Annotated in this window: 9 protein-coding genes; 3 read left to right on the top strand and 6 right to left on the bottom strand. The window is 73.3% G+C overall.

What is annotated here, in order from left to right; genetic code table 11:
- Positions 1-361 precede the first annotated feature (361 nt).
- From ACFV6I_RS02765 to ACFV6I_RS02775, 3 genes are all read right to left on the bottom strand, one after another.
- Positions 362-3,199, bottom strand: a complete 2,838-nt coding sequence (locus tag ACFV6I_RS02765) for a hypothetical protein (RefSeq protein ID WP_380423352.1) — start codon at positions 3,197-3,199, stop codon at positions 362-364.
- Positions 3,200-3,523: 324 nt separating this feature from the next.
- Positions 3,524-4,072, bottom strand: coding sequence for a hypothetical protein (locus ACFV6I_RS02770; protein ID WP_380423353.1), 549 nt, complete (start codon positions 4,070-4,072; stop codon positions 3,524-3,526).
- Positions 4,073-4,123: 51 nt separating this feature from the next.
- Positions 4,124-5,326: a protein-L-isoaspartate O-methyltransferase gene (locus tag ACFV6I_RS02775; protein ID WP_380423354.1), complete on the bottom strand. Its 1,203-nt coding sequence runs from the start codon at positions 5,324-5,326 to the stop codon at positions 4,124-4,126.
- Between the two features lie 524 nt (positions 5,327-5,850).
- Here ACFV6I_RS02775 and ACFV6I_RS02780 point away from each other — a divergent pair.
- The 3 genes from ACFV6I_RS02780 (at position 5,851) to ACFV6I_RS02790 (ending at position 8,910) form a co-directional block, all read left to right on the top strand.
- Positions 5,851-6,495 carry a hypothetical protein gene (locus ACFV6I_RS02780; protein ID WP_380423380.1) on the top strand — a complete coding sequence of 215 codons (645 nt, stop codon included), beginning with the start codon at positions 5,851-5,853 and terminating at the stop codon, positions 6,493-6,495.
- A gap of 689 nt (positions 6,496-7,184) precedes the next feature.
- Positions 7,185-7,679, top strand: coding sequence for a hypothetical protein (locus tag ACFV6I_RS02785; RefSeq protein ID WP_380423355.1), 495 nt, complete (start codon positions 7,185-7,187; stop codon positions 7,677-7,679).
- Positions 7,680-8,052: 373 nt separating this feature from the next.
- Positions 8,053-8,910: a siderophore-interacting protein gene (locus ACFV6I_RS02790; protein WP_380423356.1), complete on the top strand. Its 858-nt coding sequence runs from the start codon at positions 8,053-8,055 to the stop codon at positions 8,908-8,910.
- A 427-nt stretch (positions 8,911-9,337) separates the two neighbouring features.
- Here ACFV6I_RS02790 and ACFV6I_RS02795 read toward each other — a convergent pair whose 3' ends face one another.
- From ACFV6I_RS02795 to ACFV6I_RS02805, 3 genes are read right to left on the bottom strand one after another with little or no spacing between them, the layout of a single operon-like run.
- Positions 9,338-11,260 (bottom strand): hypothetical protein, encoded by a 1,923-nt coding sequence (locus tag ACFV6I_RS02795; protein WP_380423357.1) that lies wholly within the window; start codon positions 11,258-11,260, stop codon positions 9,338-9,340.
- A gap of 32 nt (positions 11,261-11,292) precedes the next feature.
- On the bottom strand, positions 11,293-12,606 hold the full coding sequence (locus ACFV6I_RS02800) for a tryptophan 7-halogenase (RefSeq protein WP_380423358.1): 1,314 nt from the start codon (positions 12,604-12,606) through the stop codon (positions 11,293-11,295).
- The gene (locus ACFV6I_RS02805; protein WP_380423359.1) at positions 12,603-15,644 is read right to left on the bottom strand and encodes a LodA/GoxA family CTQ-dependent oxidase; all 3,042 of its coding nucleotides are present in this window, start codon (positions 15,642-15,644) and stop codon (positions 12,603-12,605) included. Before ACFV6I_RS02805 ends, ACFV6I_RS02800 begins: the two co-directional genes overlap by 4 nt.
- Between the last annotated feature and the right edge of the window lie 46 nt (positions 15,645-15,690).

The following is a 15,690-nucleotide window of genomic DNA, read 5'->3' on the forward strand; positions in this document are numbered from 1 at the left end:
GGGCCCCACACCCCCCGAACACCCCACATATTTGTTTTTTTGGACTCGGGCGCCCCCCTCCTCTGGGTGTGGAGGCCCCCCCCCCCACGGTCGCTTCGTAGCGGACGGCAGGTTTGTCGTATCTCGTAGCGGCGGCCCGTGGCGCTTGAGTTGGCGGCTCCTTCTGGAGGCCCCCTTTTCGCCGCCCCGGCGGCCTGCTGATGGGTCCGGTACGGAGGCCGCCCTGGCTTCTTACCCGCCGGCAGCAACTCCTCCAGTCAGACCCACTGTTCGTCCGTCAGGCCTCCGCGCCCCGCGCCAAGATCATCACAAACCGCGATCAGGAGTTTCCAGGGTGCCGACGAACGGCTCCCCTCCGGCGTCATCGCCCGTCCCCGGCACGTAGTTCGGTGGCGATCTGGCGCCGGCCGGCGACCAGCGCCTCCAGCACCACCGCGACGCAGGCCACCAGCGCCAGGCCCACCGTGGGCAGTAGCACCGGCACCACCGTGGGCGACAGGGCGTTGCCGACCTCGGCACCGACCAGCGTGGAGATGTCGAAGGCCGAGCCGAGCAGTCCGACCGCCGCCGCGGCGACCAGACCGCCGCCGCGGCGACCAGACCGCCGCCAACGGCCGCCGCCAGGGCCTGTGGCAGTGCCTCGGCGATGATCAGTGCCAGCCCCTGCCGGGGCCGCAGACCCATGGTCCGCAACCGGGCGAGCACCGCCGCGCGGTCGGGCGCGGCCTGGAACAGCGTCAGCAGGACGGCGAGCAGGGCGAACCCCGCGCCGACGAACGCCGCGTACCGGAACAGCCGCCCGGCGGCCTGCTGCAACGGGTCCTCGGCGAGCTGCGCGGCGTACTCGCGGCTGCTGCCCACCGTGTACCCGGGAGGCAGCCCGTGGGTGCCCCGGCCCGCGGCCGCGGCGTCCTCCGCGATCAGCTTCGTGATGCCCGTCGGCTGGGTCAGGCCCCGCTCCAGGAGCGTCGCCCTGACCTGGTCGGGGTCGAAGTCGCCGACGCCGAGCCACTTGTTCATCCGGCCGAGTTCGGGCAGGCGCTGCGCGGCGTGGACCGGCGGGCACCACGACGAACGGCAGACCCGGGTCCGGCAGGGCCGGGGTGGCGGTGACGACCCCTGCGACGGTGGTGAGCAGGTCGTTACCGGTGAGCAGGTGCACCTTGGGCGTGCCGGTGGCCAGCCGCCCGGCCAGGTCACGGCTGAACAGTGCGGGCACCGGAGTGTCGGCGCCGCCGGGGGCACCGGCGAGCTTTGCCGCGTTGAACTCGCCGGCCCCGATGCTCCGGGCGATCTCCGCGTACGCCCGCGGCTCCGCGACCACCAGGACGGCCTTGGTGTAGTCCTGGTCGGCGCCGATGAACAGGGCCCTGGAGTCGACGCGGACCCCGGTCGAGGTCCGGACTCCCGGCAGTTCGGCGGCGGCCTTGGTGAACGACTCCGGCAGGGTGGCGTAGTCCGGGACGGTGATGGCGATGTCGCCGCCGGTCGCGGCCCGCGCGGCACGCATCCGGCTGTGCTCCACGGTGTCGAGCACGGTGGCGCCGAAACCGGTCGTGGTGACGGCGATCAGCAGCGCGAGCACCGGCAACGGGGACCGCCGCCGACGACCCGAGCCGTCGCGGGCGGCACGGGCCAGGCCCAGGAACCCGATCAGGCCGCGGCCGCGCTTCGTGAGTGCGGTCAGCCGCCCGAACACCACCGGCACGATCCTGGCCAGCAGCAGCCCGCCGGTCACGGCGAGCAGCAGCGGGGCGGCCGCCAACAGCGGGTCCACGTCGGACCCGGCGTGGCCGACGCCGCGTCGGCGGACCTCGGCCACGGCCACGACGGTGACGGCCACAACGGCGAGTTCGCCGATCACCCGGCGCAGGGTGCCGATCACCCGGCCCCGGCCGCGGGCCACCCGCTGACGCGACCACAGCAGGGCGACACGGGCCGGGAAGGCCAGCAGGGCGAGCAGCGTCGCGGCGAGGGCCGCCAGTACCGCGTGCCCCCACCGGGGGGTGGGCAGCAGCAGCACGGCGAGCAGCGTCCCGAGCGCGGCGGCGGGCAGGACGGTCACCGCACCCTCGCCGAGCAGACGCAGCACCACCCCGCGGCGTGAACCACCGCGGGCGTACAGCAGCCGGATCTCGGTGGCGCGCCGGTCGGCGCCGAGGACCGCGGCCAGGAGCAGCACCACGGTGGCGACGCCCGCGGCACCTGCCGGTCCGATCGCGCTCAGCGCCATCGCCGCGTGGTAGCGGGCGGCCGCCCGGGCGAGGACGTCGGGCAGGAAGGAGCTGATGCGCAGGTCCGCGCGCTTGGTCGCGGCGACCAGCGCCGTCGCGGCCTGTCCGGTCAGGAAGGGCTGGACGGCGGCGCGGATCCGGTCGAGCCGGTCGGCCCGCAGGGAGCCGGGGTCGACGGGCAGTCGCCAGAAGTCCTCGACGGTTTGGCCCCAACCGGTCAGCGCAGACAGGCTTGCGCCGTCGACGAAGCCGGTGGTCCGCCAGCGGTTGTCGCCGTTGGTGCCGAGGTTCAGGCAGGCTCGGTCCGGGCAGCCGAGGCCGTCCCAGAACGGGTCGAGCGGATCCTTGACGCGGTAGAAACCGGTCACCACGGCGGTCCGCCGCCCCGTGGGTCCGCCGGTGCCGCTGTCGACTACATCGCCGAGCTTGATGCCGACGGTGTCGGCGGCCGTCCGGCTCAGCACGATCGGCAGCGGGCCGGCGGCGGGCGCGTTGCCCGGCCACGTGCCGTCGGTGAGGGTCACGCGGTCGGCAAGGCCGTGCAGGTAGGCCAGGGAGAGCCCCGGGGCGGTCTCCTCGGCGAGCCGTGCGTACCCCGGGTTGTACATGTCGTTGAACGCGGTGCGGGTGCCGTGGGCCAGGCCCGACCGGGAGAGCGGGAGCTCCCTGCCGACCCGCGCGACGAGCTCCCGCTGCACGGCGTCGAGGCCGTCGGCGGTGTCGGTCGGCCGGGCTCGGGAGGCGGCGTGCAGGCTGGTCGGATAGATGCCCTGGTGGCTCACGTAGTCCGCGAGCGCCGCGTCCGCGTTCCGGTCCGCGACCCGGGGGAAGGCCGCCGCCAGGAAGACCGTGACGAGCACGAGGGCCGCCGTGAACAGTGCCGCGAGCGGGCTCGCGCGTAGCCTGGCGCGGACCCAGTGCGCGGGGCGGAGGGCGGGCCCGGGGGTGCCGGCTTCGGTGGTCACATCTCCTCCACGTGATGCGGCTGGGCGACCGCCTTTCTGCTTCCTACGGTGGAGTCCACCGGACGCGTTCATCGCTTCGGTCCGTGCGCAGTTCAGCTGCGGACGGACAAGGCCGAGGGGCCCGTCGGCGTTCGGATCAACGCCGACCGATCGCCGGATGACCGACGATGCTGTCAGATCCGACCGGGAGGCGGAAGGGATCTTCGCGAATCAATTCCGGTCCCGCCGGGATCCGTTGGACTTCTCTCCGCTACCTACAGGTCGAGCGGACAGCCCTTGACACTGACACCAGCCGACATGTCGTCGGACGGCCAGCCACCCGGGTCAGGGGAGAAGCGGCCGGACGGCCAGCCATTCCTGAAGCTGGTCGTGACTGCGACCGGGTCGTAGGTGTCCGATGATCAGGTCGAGGTGACCGGTCAGGTTCTTGAGGCGGCGTAGCTCACCGATCTGCTCGGCAGGCAGGGCCCGCCAGCGGGCGCCCAGAGCGCCGGCCTTCGCAGGATTCAGGGCGAGCTCGGCGAGGGTGTCGGCGGCAAGAGCGTCAGGGTCCCAGTTGGGGTCCTGGGCATCGGGACCGAGGTGGTCGATGATCCACGCCCGGAGCATGAAGTCGTTCTGGGCCATGCGTGCCTGTTCCCAGGGGGCGTCGCCGTGCAGGCGCGCGTTGACCCGCAGGGACAGTTTCGCCCATCGCTTGCGCTCCGCCGGTCCGAGGCCATCCTCGGAGCGGTACGCGCGCAGGGCGCTGATCTCCCGGATGCCCTCCAGCTCGCCACGATGCCGACCAGGACGCTCGGCGAACGCGGCGAGCTGGTCGAACGTCAACACGCTGAGGTCTTCGGCCGGTTCACTTGTCGAGGCGGTGTCCATGGACATCAGCCTGTACCACTGAACGACTGACCGCTCGGCCGGCCTCCCCGGTCAGCGTCCGAGCGGGGCGACCGGGGTGGCAGGGGCGGCCTGTGCGACCGGGGCGGCCTGCGCGACAGGCCAGCGAGGGCCGCCCGGGCTGCCCTGCCACGCCCACTGCTTCTCGGGGGTGACGGTGATCCCGTAGTCGTACAGCTCCGGCGAGCCGAGCGCCTCCCACTGGGACCAGGCGGTCATCACCTCGTCGCCGATCCGCCGCGGCCCGCCCTGGAACAGCACCGCGCCCCCGTCACCGTCCGCGGACAGCGCCGCCCACGAGCGGTCGCCGTCGTGGAACCAGACGTTGGCACCGTCCTCGCCCCGGCCCGTCAGAACGACGGCGTCCGGGACGGCGACCCGCACCGCGAAGCGCAGGTGCCAGTCGTCGGCCAGCGGCGCCGGATCGCGTTCCACGACCCGCCGCACCTCGGGCCCGCCACCCTCGCGCACCGCCGTGTACGTGGCGTGGTCACCGCGTGTCGGAGCCGGCCCGCGCCGGTCGGCCATGAACTGCGCCAGGCCCTGCACCCAGCCCGTCGCGCTGCGCCCGTCGTCGGCAACGGTGAGGGCGACGTGGCCGAGCCTGCCCCAGGGGTAGACGATCCGGCCGCCCGGCTTCGTCGCCTCCACCCAGCCCCACGGGACGGCGTCGACGGCGTAGGTGGCGTGGAGCCGGTCGACCCTGGCGCCGTCGGGCGGCCCCGCGTGGGTGGCGTCGCCGGCCAGCACCTCGGCGTCGACCCCGGCGGCCGCCAGGCGCCCGCGGGCGAACGCCGCCAGCCGCTCGTCGACCTCGGTCGACACCACCCGACCGGGTCCGGCCCGCCAGGCCGCCAGAGCACAGGTCCAGCCCTGCCCGCCGCCGACGTCCCACACCGTGTGCCTGGGCTCCAGCATGAGGCTGTCCAGCATGTCCGCCACCACGCCGGGCGCCGACAGACTGGAGGACGGCAGACCGTCGGTGACCTGGGTGATCGCCGCGCCGTTGACGTCGCCGTACAGCTCGTCCGCCCACCCGCCCGCATCAGTGGCGCGGTCCATCGCCACGTAGGCGCATTCGTCCCAGCGCCACAGCCGATCCGGTGCGAACAGGTCGCGCGGCAGCGCGGCCATGGCCTCCCGCAACCACGGCGAGTCCTCGGGCCACGCCCCGCCCTGCTCCATCGCCGCGTCCATCCGCACCCGACGCTCCACCAGGTCGGCGTCGGGGCTCACGACTTCTTGTGCTTCCCGCCCGACGGCGGCGCGGGAGGCACCTGCCCGTCCTGGTTGCCCGGCGGCGGGCTCCCCTTCTCAAGCGGCGCCGGCGGCTTCTGGTGATCGCCCATGCTGCTCCCCTTCCACATACACGCTGACTGGCCGACCATCCTGGCGCAGCCCGGCGCCAGCCGGTAGACGGCGTGCGGTCGCACTTCGAGGGCGTGCGGGTCTCGGGCGCGCGCATCCCGGGAGCGCGGCCAGGTACAGGCAGAGCCGGAGCCCGACGTGCCGCAGACAGCTCCCGCCGGGCGCCTCGCCGCACCGCAAGTACGGCGACGGAGCCCGCCGGGCCGCGGCAAGCCGTCAGCGGCGGTGGGCCGCACATGTCATCGCCCTCGTGCTGCCGGCGGCGCAGGCCCGCGAGGCACGGTGGCTTCGCTGGGCAGCGGGACTGGTGCCCGGTGTGCGGCGGGATCCTCCAGGCCGGGTTCGGGACCGGCTCTCGCTCAGTTCGCCGGCCGCGTGGAATGCTGCCCGGCATGATCAACTCTCCTGATACCGAAGCGCCGGGTGGGGCCTGGTCGTTCGCGGCGGCGCGTGAGCCGGCCGAGTTCCCCCTCGTCGGGGTCAACGGTGTGCCCGGTGTCGGGCACGCCGGGGACGGGAGGCGGACCCTGTGCGGGATCCGTGGCCAGTACCTGACGTTCTTCCTGCACCACTTCGAGCCGCAGGACCTGGCCTCGTGCCGGAAGTGCCGGGCGCTGGCCGAGGCGGCGCCGTCACGGCCGTGCGGGCAGGAGCGCCTGCACGACCTCCTCCTCCAGGAAGCCGACGACGGGCCGCTGCGGACAGACCTGCTCGCCGCGCTGCGCCGGGGCGCGCGGATCGCGTTCTGGGGCACCGGCCCGGCACACGGCCCCACCCGGTCCTACGCGCGGCTCGACCGGATGACGGAGGAGGCTGGCCCGGCCGCCGAGGCGCTCACGGCGGCCGGCACCTCCGTCACGCTGGCCCGCGTCGAGGACACCGACCAGCAGTACCTCGTCGTCCTGCCGCACGACGGCCGCGCCCGCATCGCGCGCGGTCCGGCGACTGCCTCTCCCGCCGCTTCGCCCACCCCTCCTGCGACGCCACCGCCCCCTCGGAACGCAGCGCAACCGGGCGACGGGCGGGACGGCCCGTGAGGCCTGCCCCGGTCCCGGCCGGCGCGAACCGTTCGGACCGACTCGACCGGCCGTTGCCTGGCCGCCGTCGACCCTTTCGTCGCCGACCGGACCGAGGAGAACCGGACCGTGGTGCGGGAGGCGTTCCTGGCCATCCCGGCGCCTCGTAGCGCCGATACGCGCTGGGCGACATGGACAGAAAGGACGCACCGCTTCGGGTGCTGGTGACAGGGCCCGGGCGTGGCAGGGCAGCCCGGCTCCGGTCGGGAGCTGTCCGATACTGCGCAGGGCGGTAGTCACGGGATGGCCATGGGCGACGTGGGTGGTGTCTACGTCTTCGTCTGCCGTGCTTGCCCCCGCTGGCCCACGATCCACCGGTACGACTGCTGAACTCCCGCGAGTCGTGGCGTTGCCGGCCTGCGGTGCTGGCACACCGGCCCGAGCGCTCCCGCAGTCGCTCGGGGTGCGGGTTGAACCTGCCGACCGGCAGGTAGGGCTCGATCATCGTCCGCTGATCGTCCGCGAGTTGCCGACGCGTCACAACCAATGGTCCTCCCTGTTCCGCTCTCGGAGGAGGGTGGAACCACAAGACTGGTCACGACCTCACACAGGCCCTCATTCCCGTACGTCGTGGCGGTTGGTGAACCAATGAGGTCCGCCATCCCGTTGAGACATGTACCTGACCGCCCTCCGATCGAGAGTTGGCTGCCATGACCTCGAAACGTGTTGTCCAGTCCTCCGTACTGACCGCCGTCCTGGCGCTGAGCGCCGGCTTGGCCCTGGCTCCCGCGGCGCAGGCCGCCGCCCCCTACGCCGGAACAGCGCAGTCGGCCACCCCGGCGGCGTCCGCCGGCTACGCGGTGCGCAGCACCAAGGTCACCCTGTCGAACCAGACCAGCAGCATGCTCTACCTCGGCTCGGCCACCCTGGCCCACGGGTGCTGGACCGCCGGCAGTCCCCTGCCCCCGAGCTACATCCTGCCGAACGTGGCCCCCAGCTGGAAAACCGAGTCGTGCGGGTTCCTGACGGGTACCGAGGGGCAGATCAGCTTCGGCGTGGACACCTGGAACGGGTTGATCCACTGGAGCAATCCCTATGCCGGGTCGAACATCAACGAGTGCACTGTCGGCGCGGGCCTCACGTGTGAGGTGATCGGCGGCAAGGGGAACACCGCCGAGGTCACCTTCGTGGTGCGGCGCGCCTGAGGCCCGACCACGCCTGGTCGTGCGGAAGCTGCCGTCCTCGCCGTCGCCGCCCGCCATTCGTCCTGCCACGATTGCGACTTGATCGGGCTTCAGATCCATCCGGGCGGGCTGTCGGAACCGTCTCGGACAGCGCGCCGGTTCTGAGTGGACCTCTGCGGGCGGCGACCGCGGTCCGGCTGCGCCGCGCCGGCCGCGGCGGCATCCGCACGCCCTTGCTGCGTCCGCATTCCGCACCAGGGCTGCCAGGGCGTGACGTTCCCGGTCGTGGACGGAATGAGGATCGGCTGCCGCCCCTGAGCCGAGCACCGCCTCAAGAGTGCTAACTTAGGCAAGCCTAACCAAGAAGCGCGACCACACAGCCCAGGGGGGCACCATGGCAGACCAGCCGACCCGCCGGACACCGCAGGCCCGTGAAGCACAGGTGCTGCGCACCGAGCGGATCACACCGCACATGGTGCGTCTGGTCCTCGGCGGTGCGGGGTTGGAGGACTTCGACGCCGCCGAGTTCACCGACCACTACGTCAAGGTGCTCTTCACGCCCGAGGGTGTGAGCTACCCGGAGCCCTTTGACATGGCGCGGATCCGCGAGGAGTTCCCGCCGGAGCAGCGGCCGATCACCCGGACGTACACCGTGCGGGCCTGGGACCCGGCCCTGCGCGAGCTGACCATCGACTTCGTGGTGCACGGCGACGAGGGCCTGGCCGGGCCATGGGCGGCCCGCGCACAGCCCGGCGAGACGGTGCGCTTCCTGGGCCCCGGCGGCGGCTACGCCCCCGACCCGAGTGCCGACTGGCACTTGCTGGTCGGCGACGAGAGCGCGCTGCCCGCGATCGCCGCGGCGCTGGAACGGATGCCGGCCGATGCCGTGGTGCACGCCTTCGTCGAGGTCGCGGACGCCGCGGAGGAGCAGAAGATCGTCTCGCCCGCCGGGGCCGAGATCAGCTGGCTGCACCGCGGCGCGCGCCCGGTGGGCGAGGCGCTGGTCGAGGCGGTGGGCGCGCTGGAATTCCCCGCCGGCGCGGCATCCGCGTTCGTGCACGGCGAGGCAGGCTTCGTGAAGGAACTGCGGCGCCTACTGCGCGTGGAGCGGGGCATCCCGCGCGAGCGGATGTCGGTCTCGGGCTACTGGCGGTCAGGTCAGAGCGACGAGGCCTGGCGGGCGGCCAAGCGCGAGTGGAACGCCCAGGTGGAGGCCGAGCAGGAGCAGGCCGAACAGGAGTCGACCGGCTGATCCGCGCCGCCGGGTAGCCGCCCGTGTTGCGTGGACGCGGAGACCGTGGTCGCCCCGCGCGAGTTCGCCGGCGACGGCCACCGTCGGAACGCGGAACTCGTCGAGTACACACCCGACGGGGAGGCGGTCCTGGCCGGCGGCACGGCGCTGCTCGGAGCGCGGGTGGAGGCGACGGCCGCCGGTTTCGTGACGGGCCTGAGGTTGGTCAGGGCGGCGCTCGGGTTCTTCGGCGGCCAGGAGCTGCAACTCGACCTGGCGGAGTTCGGCTTCAACCTGACGGTCCCTCTCCGTCCGGGCCCGTCGGGATGTCCGACCGGCCCGAAGGGTGCTGGCGAGCGCAGGCATCCACCTGGTGCGGGGACCGGTCCCGGGCCGGGTGCTCCCGGGGCCGGGGTGCGCCGTCCAGCCGGGCGGCGGCAGGGCGGCTTCACACCTGGAAGCTCTGGATGTTCGATGTCGTGCTCGTGAAGCCGTTGGTCGAGATGACCCTGACCTGAACCTGTGTCCCCGGGGGGAACTGGCTGTGGTCGATCGTGATCGTCGGGTTCTTCAGGCCGACCCCGACGGTCTGCCAGGTCCGTCCGCCATCCGTGCTCACCTGGGTCGCGAAGGTCTGACCGTCCTGCGGGGCCGGGCCGAAGTCCAGGGCCAGCCCGACGTTCCCGTCCTGTGCCGTCGTCGGACGGGCGCCGCGCAGGGCCGGGGCCGGGGCTCCGGGGCGGAAGGTGTCCACGACCTGCCCTCCGACGAGCAGTTCGACGGACGCCGGATCGGCCCCCACCGGGAGGACCTCGTCGACCAGGCCGGTGCGGTCCTGCCCCGGCTCCGGGTCCGACGACAGCTTGACCGTGACCGGGAAGTCCTGCGGCGGTGCACCGCCTGCCTGCTGGATCCGCAGCACCACCGGCACCTCGCCGTCCGGGCCGGCGCCGTCCGGCTGCCCGGCCCGTCCGGCGGAGGCCGGCTGGGCCGGTTGTCGGGCTGCGGCCGACACCGGATTGACGAAGCGGATGTCACCGGCGCGCTGGGTGAGGTTGACGGTCCCGATCACGCTGACGAGCTGCCCGGTGTCGGGCCCCGCTCCCCGTGCCGCTTCGTCGGCCGCCGGCATCGGGGCCGCCGCGGCGGTCACCGAGAGTTGCGGGAACCGGTCGTCGGGGCGGCCGCCGGTTCGTGTGGTGACTCTCAGTTCGTGGGCGGCCTCGCGCAGCGGAGCCACTGGGGTCGGCGCCGGGGCGCCGGCTGCGAGGGAGTCCTCGGCCAGCAGGCGCTGGCGGATGCCCTCGTAGGTGTAGCTGCAGGGCCACTGGGAGTTGCAGTAGGTCATGACGTCGTGCCACGGCACGCCCGGCCGGGCGGCCATCGGCAGATTCAGCTGGGGGTCGCCCACGTCGAAGCCGGCGTAGCTGTTCGCGTCGTTGGCCAGCTGTCCGTTCTGGAACGGGTAGTTCTGCAGGTCGTCCTTCGATTCTCCGCAGAATCCGGGGTGCTTGCGGCCGTAGGTGTGGCCGAGTTCGTGCCCGCCGTACCAGTCGGCGTACGTGCCGTCGAAGTCCCAGCCCCACGTCGCGGCACCGCACGGCGCCGAGGCGACGGTGGTGGGGTCGGGTGTGGCGGGCACCCCGGAGGCGCATCCGCGCATGAAGAACCCGCCGTCGGCCGCCTGGCCGAGGTAGTGGGTGCGCCGGTCACCGCCGGCGCTGATGTCGAGCGCGCGGATGGCGGCGAGCTGGGCGTTGGTGTCGGTGCACTGGAACGGCGGGGTGGCGGTGACGTCGATGATGGTGTGCGGCGCTTCGATGACGTCGGCCACCGGGTAGGCGCGCTTGAGCCAGCTGATCAGGAAGGTGTAGTCGATGTCCCGCGGGGTGTAGGTCACGGGCGGGTTGCCCATGGTGTAGCGCAGCCCCAGGACTCGGACCCGGAGCGGCGGGGACTGCGTGAACCAGACGGCGGTGGCGCCGGGCGGCGTGTTGAACGGGACGCCGGCGCCCGTCATGGTGTCGGTCAGGGCGATCGAGCTCACGCTGAGTGCCCCTTCGGCCGTCAGTGCGCTCGGCACGACGAAGTTGAGGCTCAGGCCGGCGTCGGCTCGACGGGTGGGTACGTCCTTGGGCGCGGTCGGATCGAGGGAGACGGTATTGGCCGAGGAAACGGTGATCGGGGTGTCGGTGGGTGATCGGAGCAGGGTCACGGTGCCGTTCACGCCGGTGGCGGGGCCGCTCGCGCCGCTCACGTAGGCGCGGATCACGGTGACCTTGCCGGCGATCAGGGTGACGCTGTGCTGGAGGTCCTGAATGGCCTGGGTGACCTCCGTGGCGTCCAGCACGGCGAGCGTCTGAGTCGTCATGGCTGACTCCTTGGACGAGCGTTCCGGCCCTTTCAGGCTATGCCGCTCAGGGGCCGTTCGCCTGTACGGCGGCGGCGCCAGAAGGGGCTCAGGGGCCAACGTTGCTCCTGGGTATAGGCGTACCCGTGATTGCTTCGGTAGGCCGCCGCGATCCCGTCCAGGAACGCCGTGTAGTCGGCGAGCGCTGTCGTCGTCCGTCCCCCGTCGGCGAGGCAGTCGGCCACGGCCCGTCCGGCGCGGGCACCGGTGTGCAGCGCGGTGAGGATGCCCTGCGAGGAGAGCGGGTCGAAGGCGAGGGCGGCGTCCCCGGCCGCCACCCAGCCGGGCCCGGCCGCCGGGGTGAGCCGCAGGCCGTGAGCCGGCGCCCAGCGCGGCACGGGTGTCGCGGCCGGACCGTGCCCGGTCAGGCGGCGCCGGACGTGGACGGTGCGACTGAGCGCGTGCCAGAAGCCCTGTGGGGTGCGCAGGGACGGGGTGGCGAGGTCGGCGTCGGTCAGATGGGCGACCAGGCGCCCGGCCGGGATCCGGGTGGTGTACCACCAGCCGTGCGGCGCCGCCTCCACCAGGGTGCGGGCCTCGGCGTCCGCCGGGTCCGACGGTTGGCCCTGGTCCGAGGGTTGGCCTGGGCGCGAAGGGCGCGACGGGCGGCGGTCGGGGAACACGACGTACGCGGCGATGAGCCGGTCCTGCCGCCAGCGGCGGCCGTTGCGGCGGCCGATGACACAGCGTCGGCCGGTCGCGTCCACCGTCCAGCGGGCGGACAGCTCCGTCACGGCGCCGGTGGCCGGCTCGCGGACGGTCAGCCGGTCGTCGAGCCGGTCCAGTACGGTGGCCTGCCGCAGTTCGGCACCGGCCGCGACGGCCGCGTCCCGCAGGAAGGCGTCGAAGCGGAGCCGGTCGAGGTGCCAGCCGTGGCCGTACGGGTCGAACAGGTGGCTGCGGCCGTGCAGCGCGGCCGATCCCCAGGCGGCGTACGTGCCGGTGGAGACGGGGTGACCGGAGGCCAGGAAGGCCTCCAGCAGCCCGAGGTCGCCCAGCAGCGGTCGGGCGGCGGGCGGCAGGAACTCCCCGATCTTGAACACGGGTTGGGCGGAGAACACGGCGGCGGACGCGACCGGGGACGCGACCGGAGACGTGGTGGCGGACATGGCAGGGGACGCGACCGGAGACATGGCCGGGGACGCGGCGCCCGGCCGGTGCCGGCCGCCTCCGCCGTCCAGGAGCGTGACGCGGTGGCCGGCCCGGGCGAGGACGAGCGCCGCCACGGCGCCCGCCGGTCCGCCGCCCGCGACCACGGCGTCGACCGGACCGGACGGGCGCACGCGAACCGGCGGGTGAGGGGTCACCGGTTGGGCCGCAGGCGCTTGACCTTGTCGATGAACCCGACCGAGACCTCCTCGTCGGGGGCGTCCGCCATGGTGGCCGCGGTGGCCAGCGCGGCCGCGCCCAGAGCCGGGTCGGCGCCGCGGTCCACGTGCACGGTCATCAGGTTGCGCCCGGCCGGCGGGGCGGGCTCGGCCGGGAAGCTCACCTCGGACTCCACCAGGACCTCCGCCGGCAGCCGGGGGTCGTCGGTGGGGCCGACCCGGCGCTCGACCACCCCGAGCTTGCCGAAGTCCTGCACCATCGCGTTGATGGCGGCCATGTAGTCGCGGGGCAGCCAACGGAGCCAGGTCCGCCGGTTCTGGAACGCGGCCAGGCGGTCGGCGATCGGGCGGGTGGTGTCCATCACCACCTCGTAGTCCTCCTCGGCGAGCACGTGGTTGGGCACCCGGGCCGGCCAGAAGGTCGGCAGGTACGGGTCGTACGGGCCGAAGCCGAGCGAGACGCTGTACTCGTAGCCCGACCGGCAGCTCGCCGTGTCGGTCTGCCACGGCACCGCCATCCACCGGGTCAGGCCGCCTGGGCCCTGGGCGTGCAGCGGGCCGTCGAGGGAGAGCGCGAGCTCCGGCGTCAGCGTCTGGCCGTAGTCGGGCGGGGCAGGCGCCAGCGGGTCGCGGTGCCGCACCCGGAACGGGCTGCTGTACAGGGTGATGTGGCGCATCGGCCAGGTCAGCTCGCAGCCGGGGTGGAAGGCGTCGGCGAGGCAGAACGACAGGGCCGCCCGGTCGAGGGTCCCGGGCTGTTCGGCGAACGGGACGTCGTCGAGGGCGGCGGGCGGCGCGGCCGTCGGGTCGTAGTCGTCGGCGAAGTCCCCGCGGGCCCACCGCTGCAGGAGGCGGTACTGCAGCGCGGAGAGCGTCATGTGCTGGCGCACGGACTGGGGCGGCAGGTTCATCGCGTCGCCGTAGACCGCAGGCCAGGGCACCGGCGACATGCCGTCGCGGTTGTAGTCGCGGACGGAGAGCCAGATCTGCCGGCGCAGCTCCCGCTGGACGGGCGAGGGGTCGGCCAGCGCGGCGACCCGGGCGGGGTCGAGGAGGTACTCGCGCCCGCCGAAGCCGAACTGGGTGGACAGGCCCTTGTTGACCCACTGCAGGCCGGACAGCCGGCGCAGCACGGGCAGCACGTCGCGGGTGAACGAGACCTGCTGCGGTTCGGGGAGCTGCCCGGCGCTGAAGAAGGAGTCGCGCACCAGGTCGTACATCGTGCGCACCGAGGCGAGTTCGGGCGCGTAGTTGGGGGGCGCGGTCACCACCCAGGCCGGCTCGACCGGGATCGGCCGTCCGTCGATGCTCACCTCGGCGGTGACCGGGCCGTCGGAGGTGTCGTCGTACCAGCCGTCGTTGTTGGCGAAGGTGTCGGCGGGGGTGCCGGTGGAGGAGGCCGAGACGCCGTGGCCGCCGAGGAAGACCAGCCGGCCGCCGTCGTCGGTGCGCAGTTCCCCGAGGTAGACCGGTTTGCCCATGAAGGTGCCGGTGTCGAAGCGGTACTCGGGTTTGTCGGAGCGGTTGCGGCCGCGCACCGAACGGGGGCCGGGGTCGATGACCAGGAGGTCCGTGCGCTGGTCGGCCTGGATCTTGGGGTTGCGCAGGTTGCTGTCGTCGGCTTGGTTCGCCTCCGGGATGTCGAGGGCGATCTGGAACTGGTACCAGGCCGCCTTCGCGTTGGCGACGTGTACGGTCCAGCGCAGGTCGGCGTTGTCGGCGGTCAGTTCGGCGACCGGCTCGCCGGCGGCGTTGTAGCCGTACACCCGGAACCGGACGCCCTGGCGCTTCAGGGCGCCGGTGACGTCCTTGTAGCTCCCGACCGGCAGCGGGGCCGGATCGTCGACCTCGGGGCCGAGGACGAAGTCGTCCATCGTGCTGTCGCCGACCCGGGCCACGCCGATGGCCGGGTGCACGGCGGCCCGGACGATCCGGGTGTCGCGGGCCGCCGGCGGGGTGATCTGCGGGCGGGCGGGGCCGGGCTCGGCCGTCGGGACGCCGTTCACGTCGCGGCGCTGTTCGGCCGAGGCCAGGTACACCGTCCTGCGCACCTCGGCGATGCTGCCCACCGGGGTGTGCTCGGCGAGAGCGTGCCACGGGTTGAGGGAGAGGTTCTCGCCGTACGCGGCCTGGCCGCGGGCCGTGACGTCCTGCTGCTGGAAGGTCAGCCGGGCCACCTTCACCGGGGCGCTCTCGGACTCCTCCCACCGCACCGTCGCCTGGTCCAGCGGCATCTTCTCGTCGTCGGTGCGGAACTGGAGCATCAGGTCGAAGGCCGCCGGACCGGCCTTGAGCCGGTGGACCAGGTCGGCGCCGAGGTAGGTGGGGTCCTCGTCGGGCGGTGTCGCCGCCGGGTCGGCCGGCTCGCAACCGGCGGGCACCAGCTTGTACTTGACGAAGCGGTCCGGTCCGAAGGCGTAGGGCAGGACGCCCCAGTAGGTGGCGGTCAGCACGCTCTGCTCGAACGTGGCCATCGCGTCGAGGATCCCGGCGGTGACCGGATGGGCTTCCAGGTACTTGTCGTAACTTCCGTCGATGACACCGGCCTTGGTGAACTCGCACATGTCCTGGGCGGTGTCGACGAAGAAGACGTCGAAGTTCTGCAGCAGCAGGTCCTGGGTGCCGGCCTCGGCGTAACCCTCCAGCAGCTTCGGGCCGGGCACGCCGAACAGCTTGATGCCGACGCCGAGGGTGGTCTTCAGGTCGGGAGCGCCGGGCACGGTGTCGCTGGAGAACCGCACCCAGGCGGGCAGGCCGCCGGCCTGGGTGCGGGCGCTCTCCAGGAACCCGACGCGCAGGTCCGACGGCAGGTCGTCGGTGACGGTGAGCGTGCCGCGGGCCACACCGTGCGGCTTGAGGAACACCGGCCGCTTGACGGGGTCCTGGCCGCGGGCCATCCGCACGCCCTGGGTCAGGTCCACGAACATCTGCTTCAGTGCGCCGGCCGCGTCCTCGGCGCAGCCGGGCAGGGGCGGCAGCCCCGCGGTGTCGTCGAAGGGCTCGGGGGTCCCGGTCATGTTGTGCTCCCGTCGGTGCGCTGGTGGAGGGGTCCAGGCCGGTGGA

The sequence above is a fragment of the Kitasatospora sp. NPDC059803 genome, assembly GCF_042732255.1.
GTDB lineage: Bacteria > Actinomycetota > Actinomycetes > Streptomycetales > Streptomycetaceae > Kitasatospora.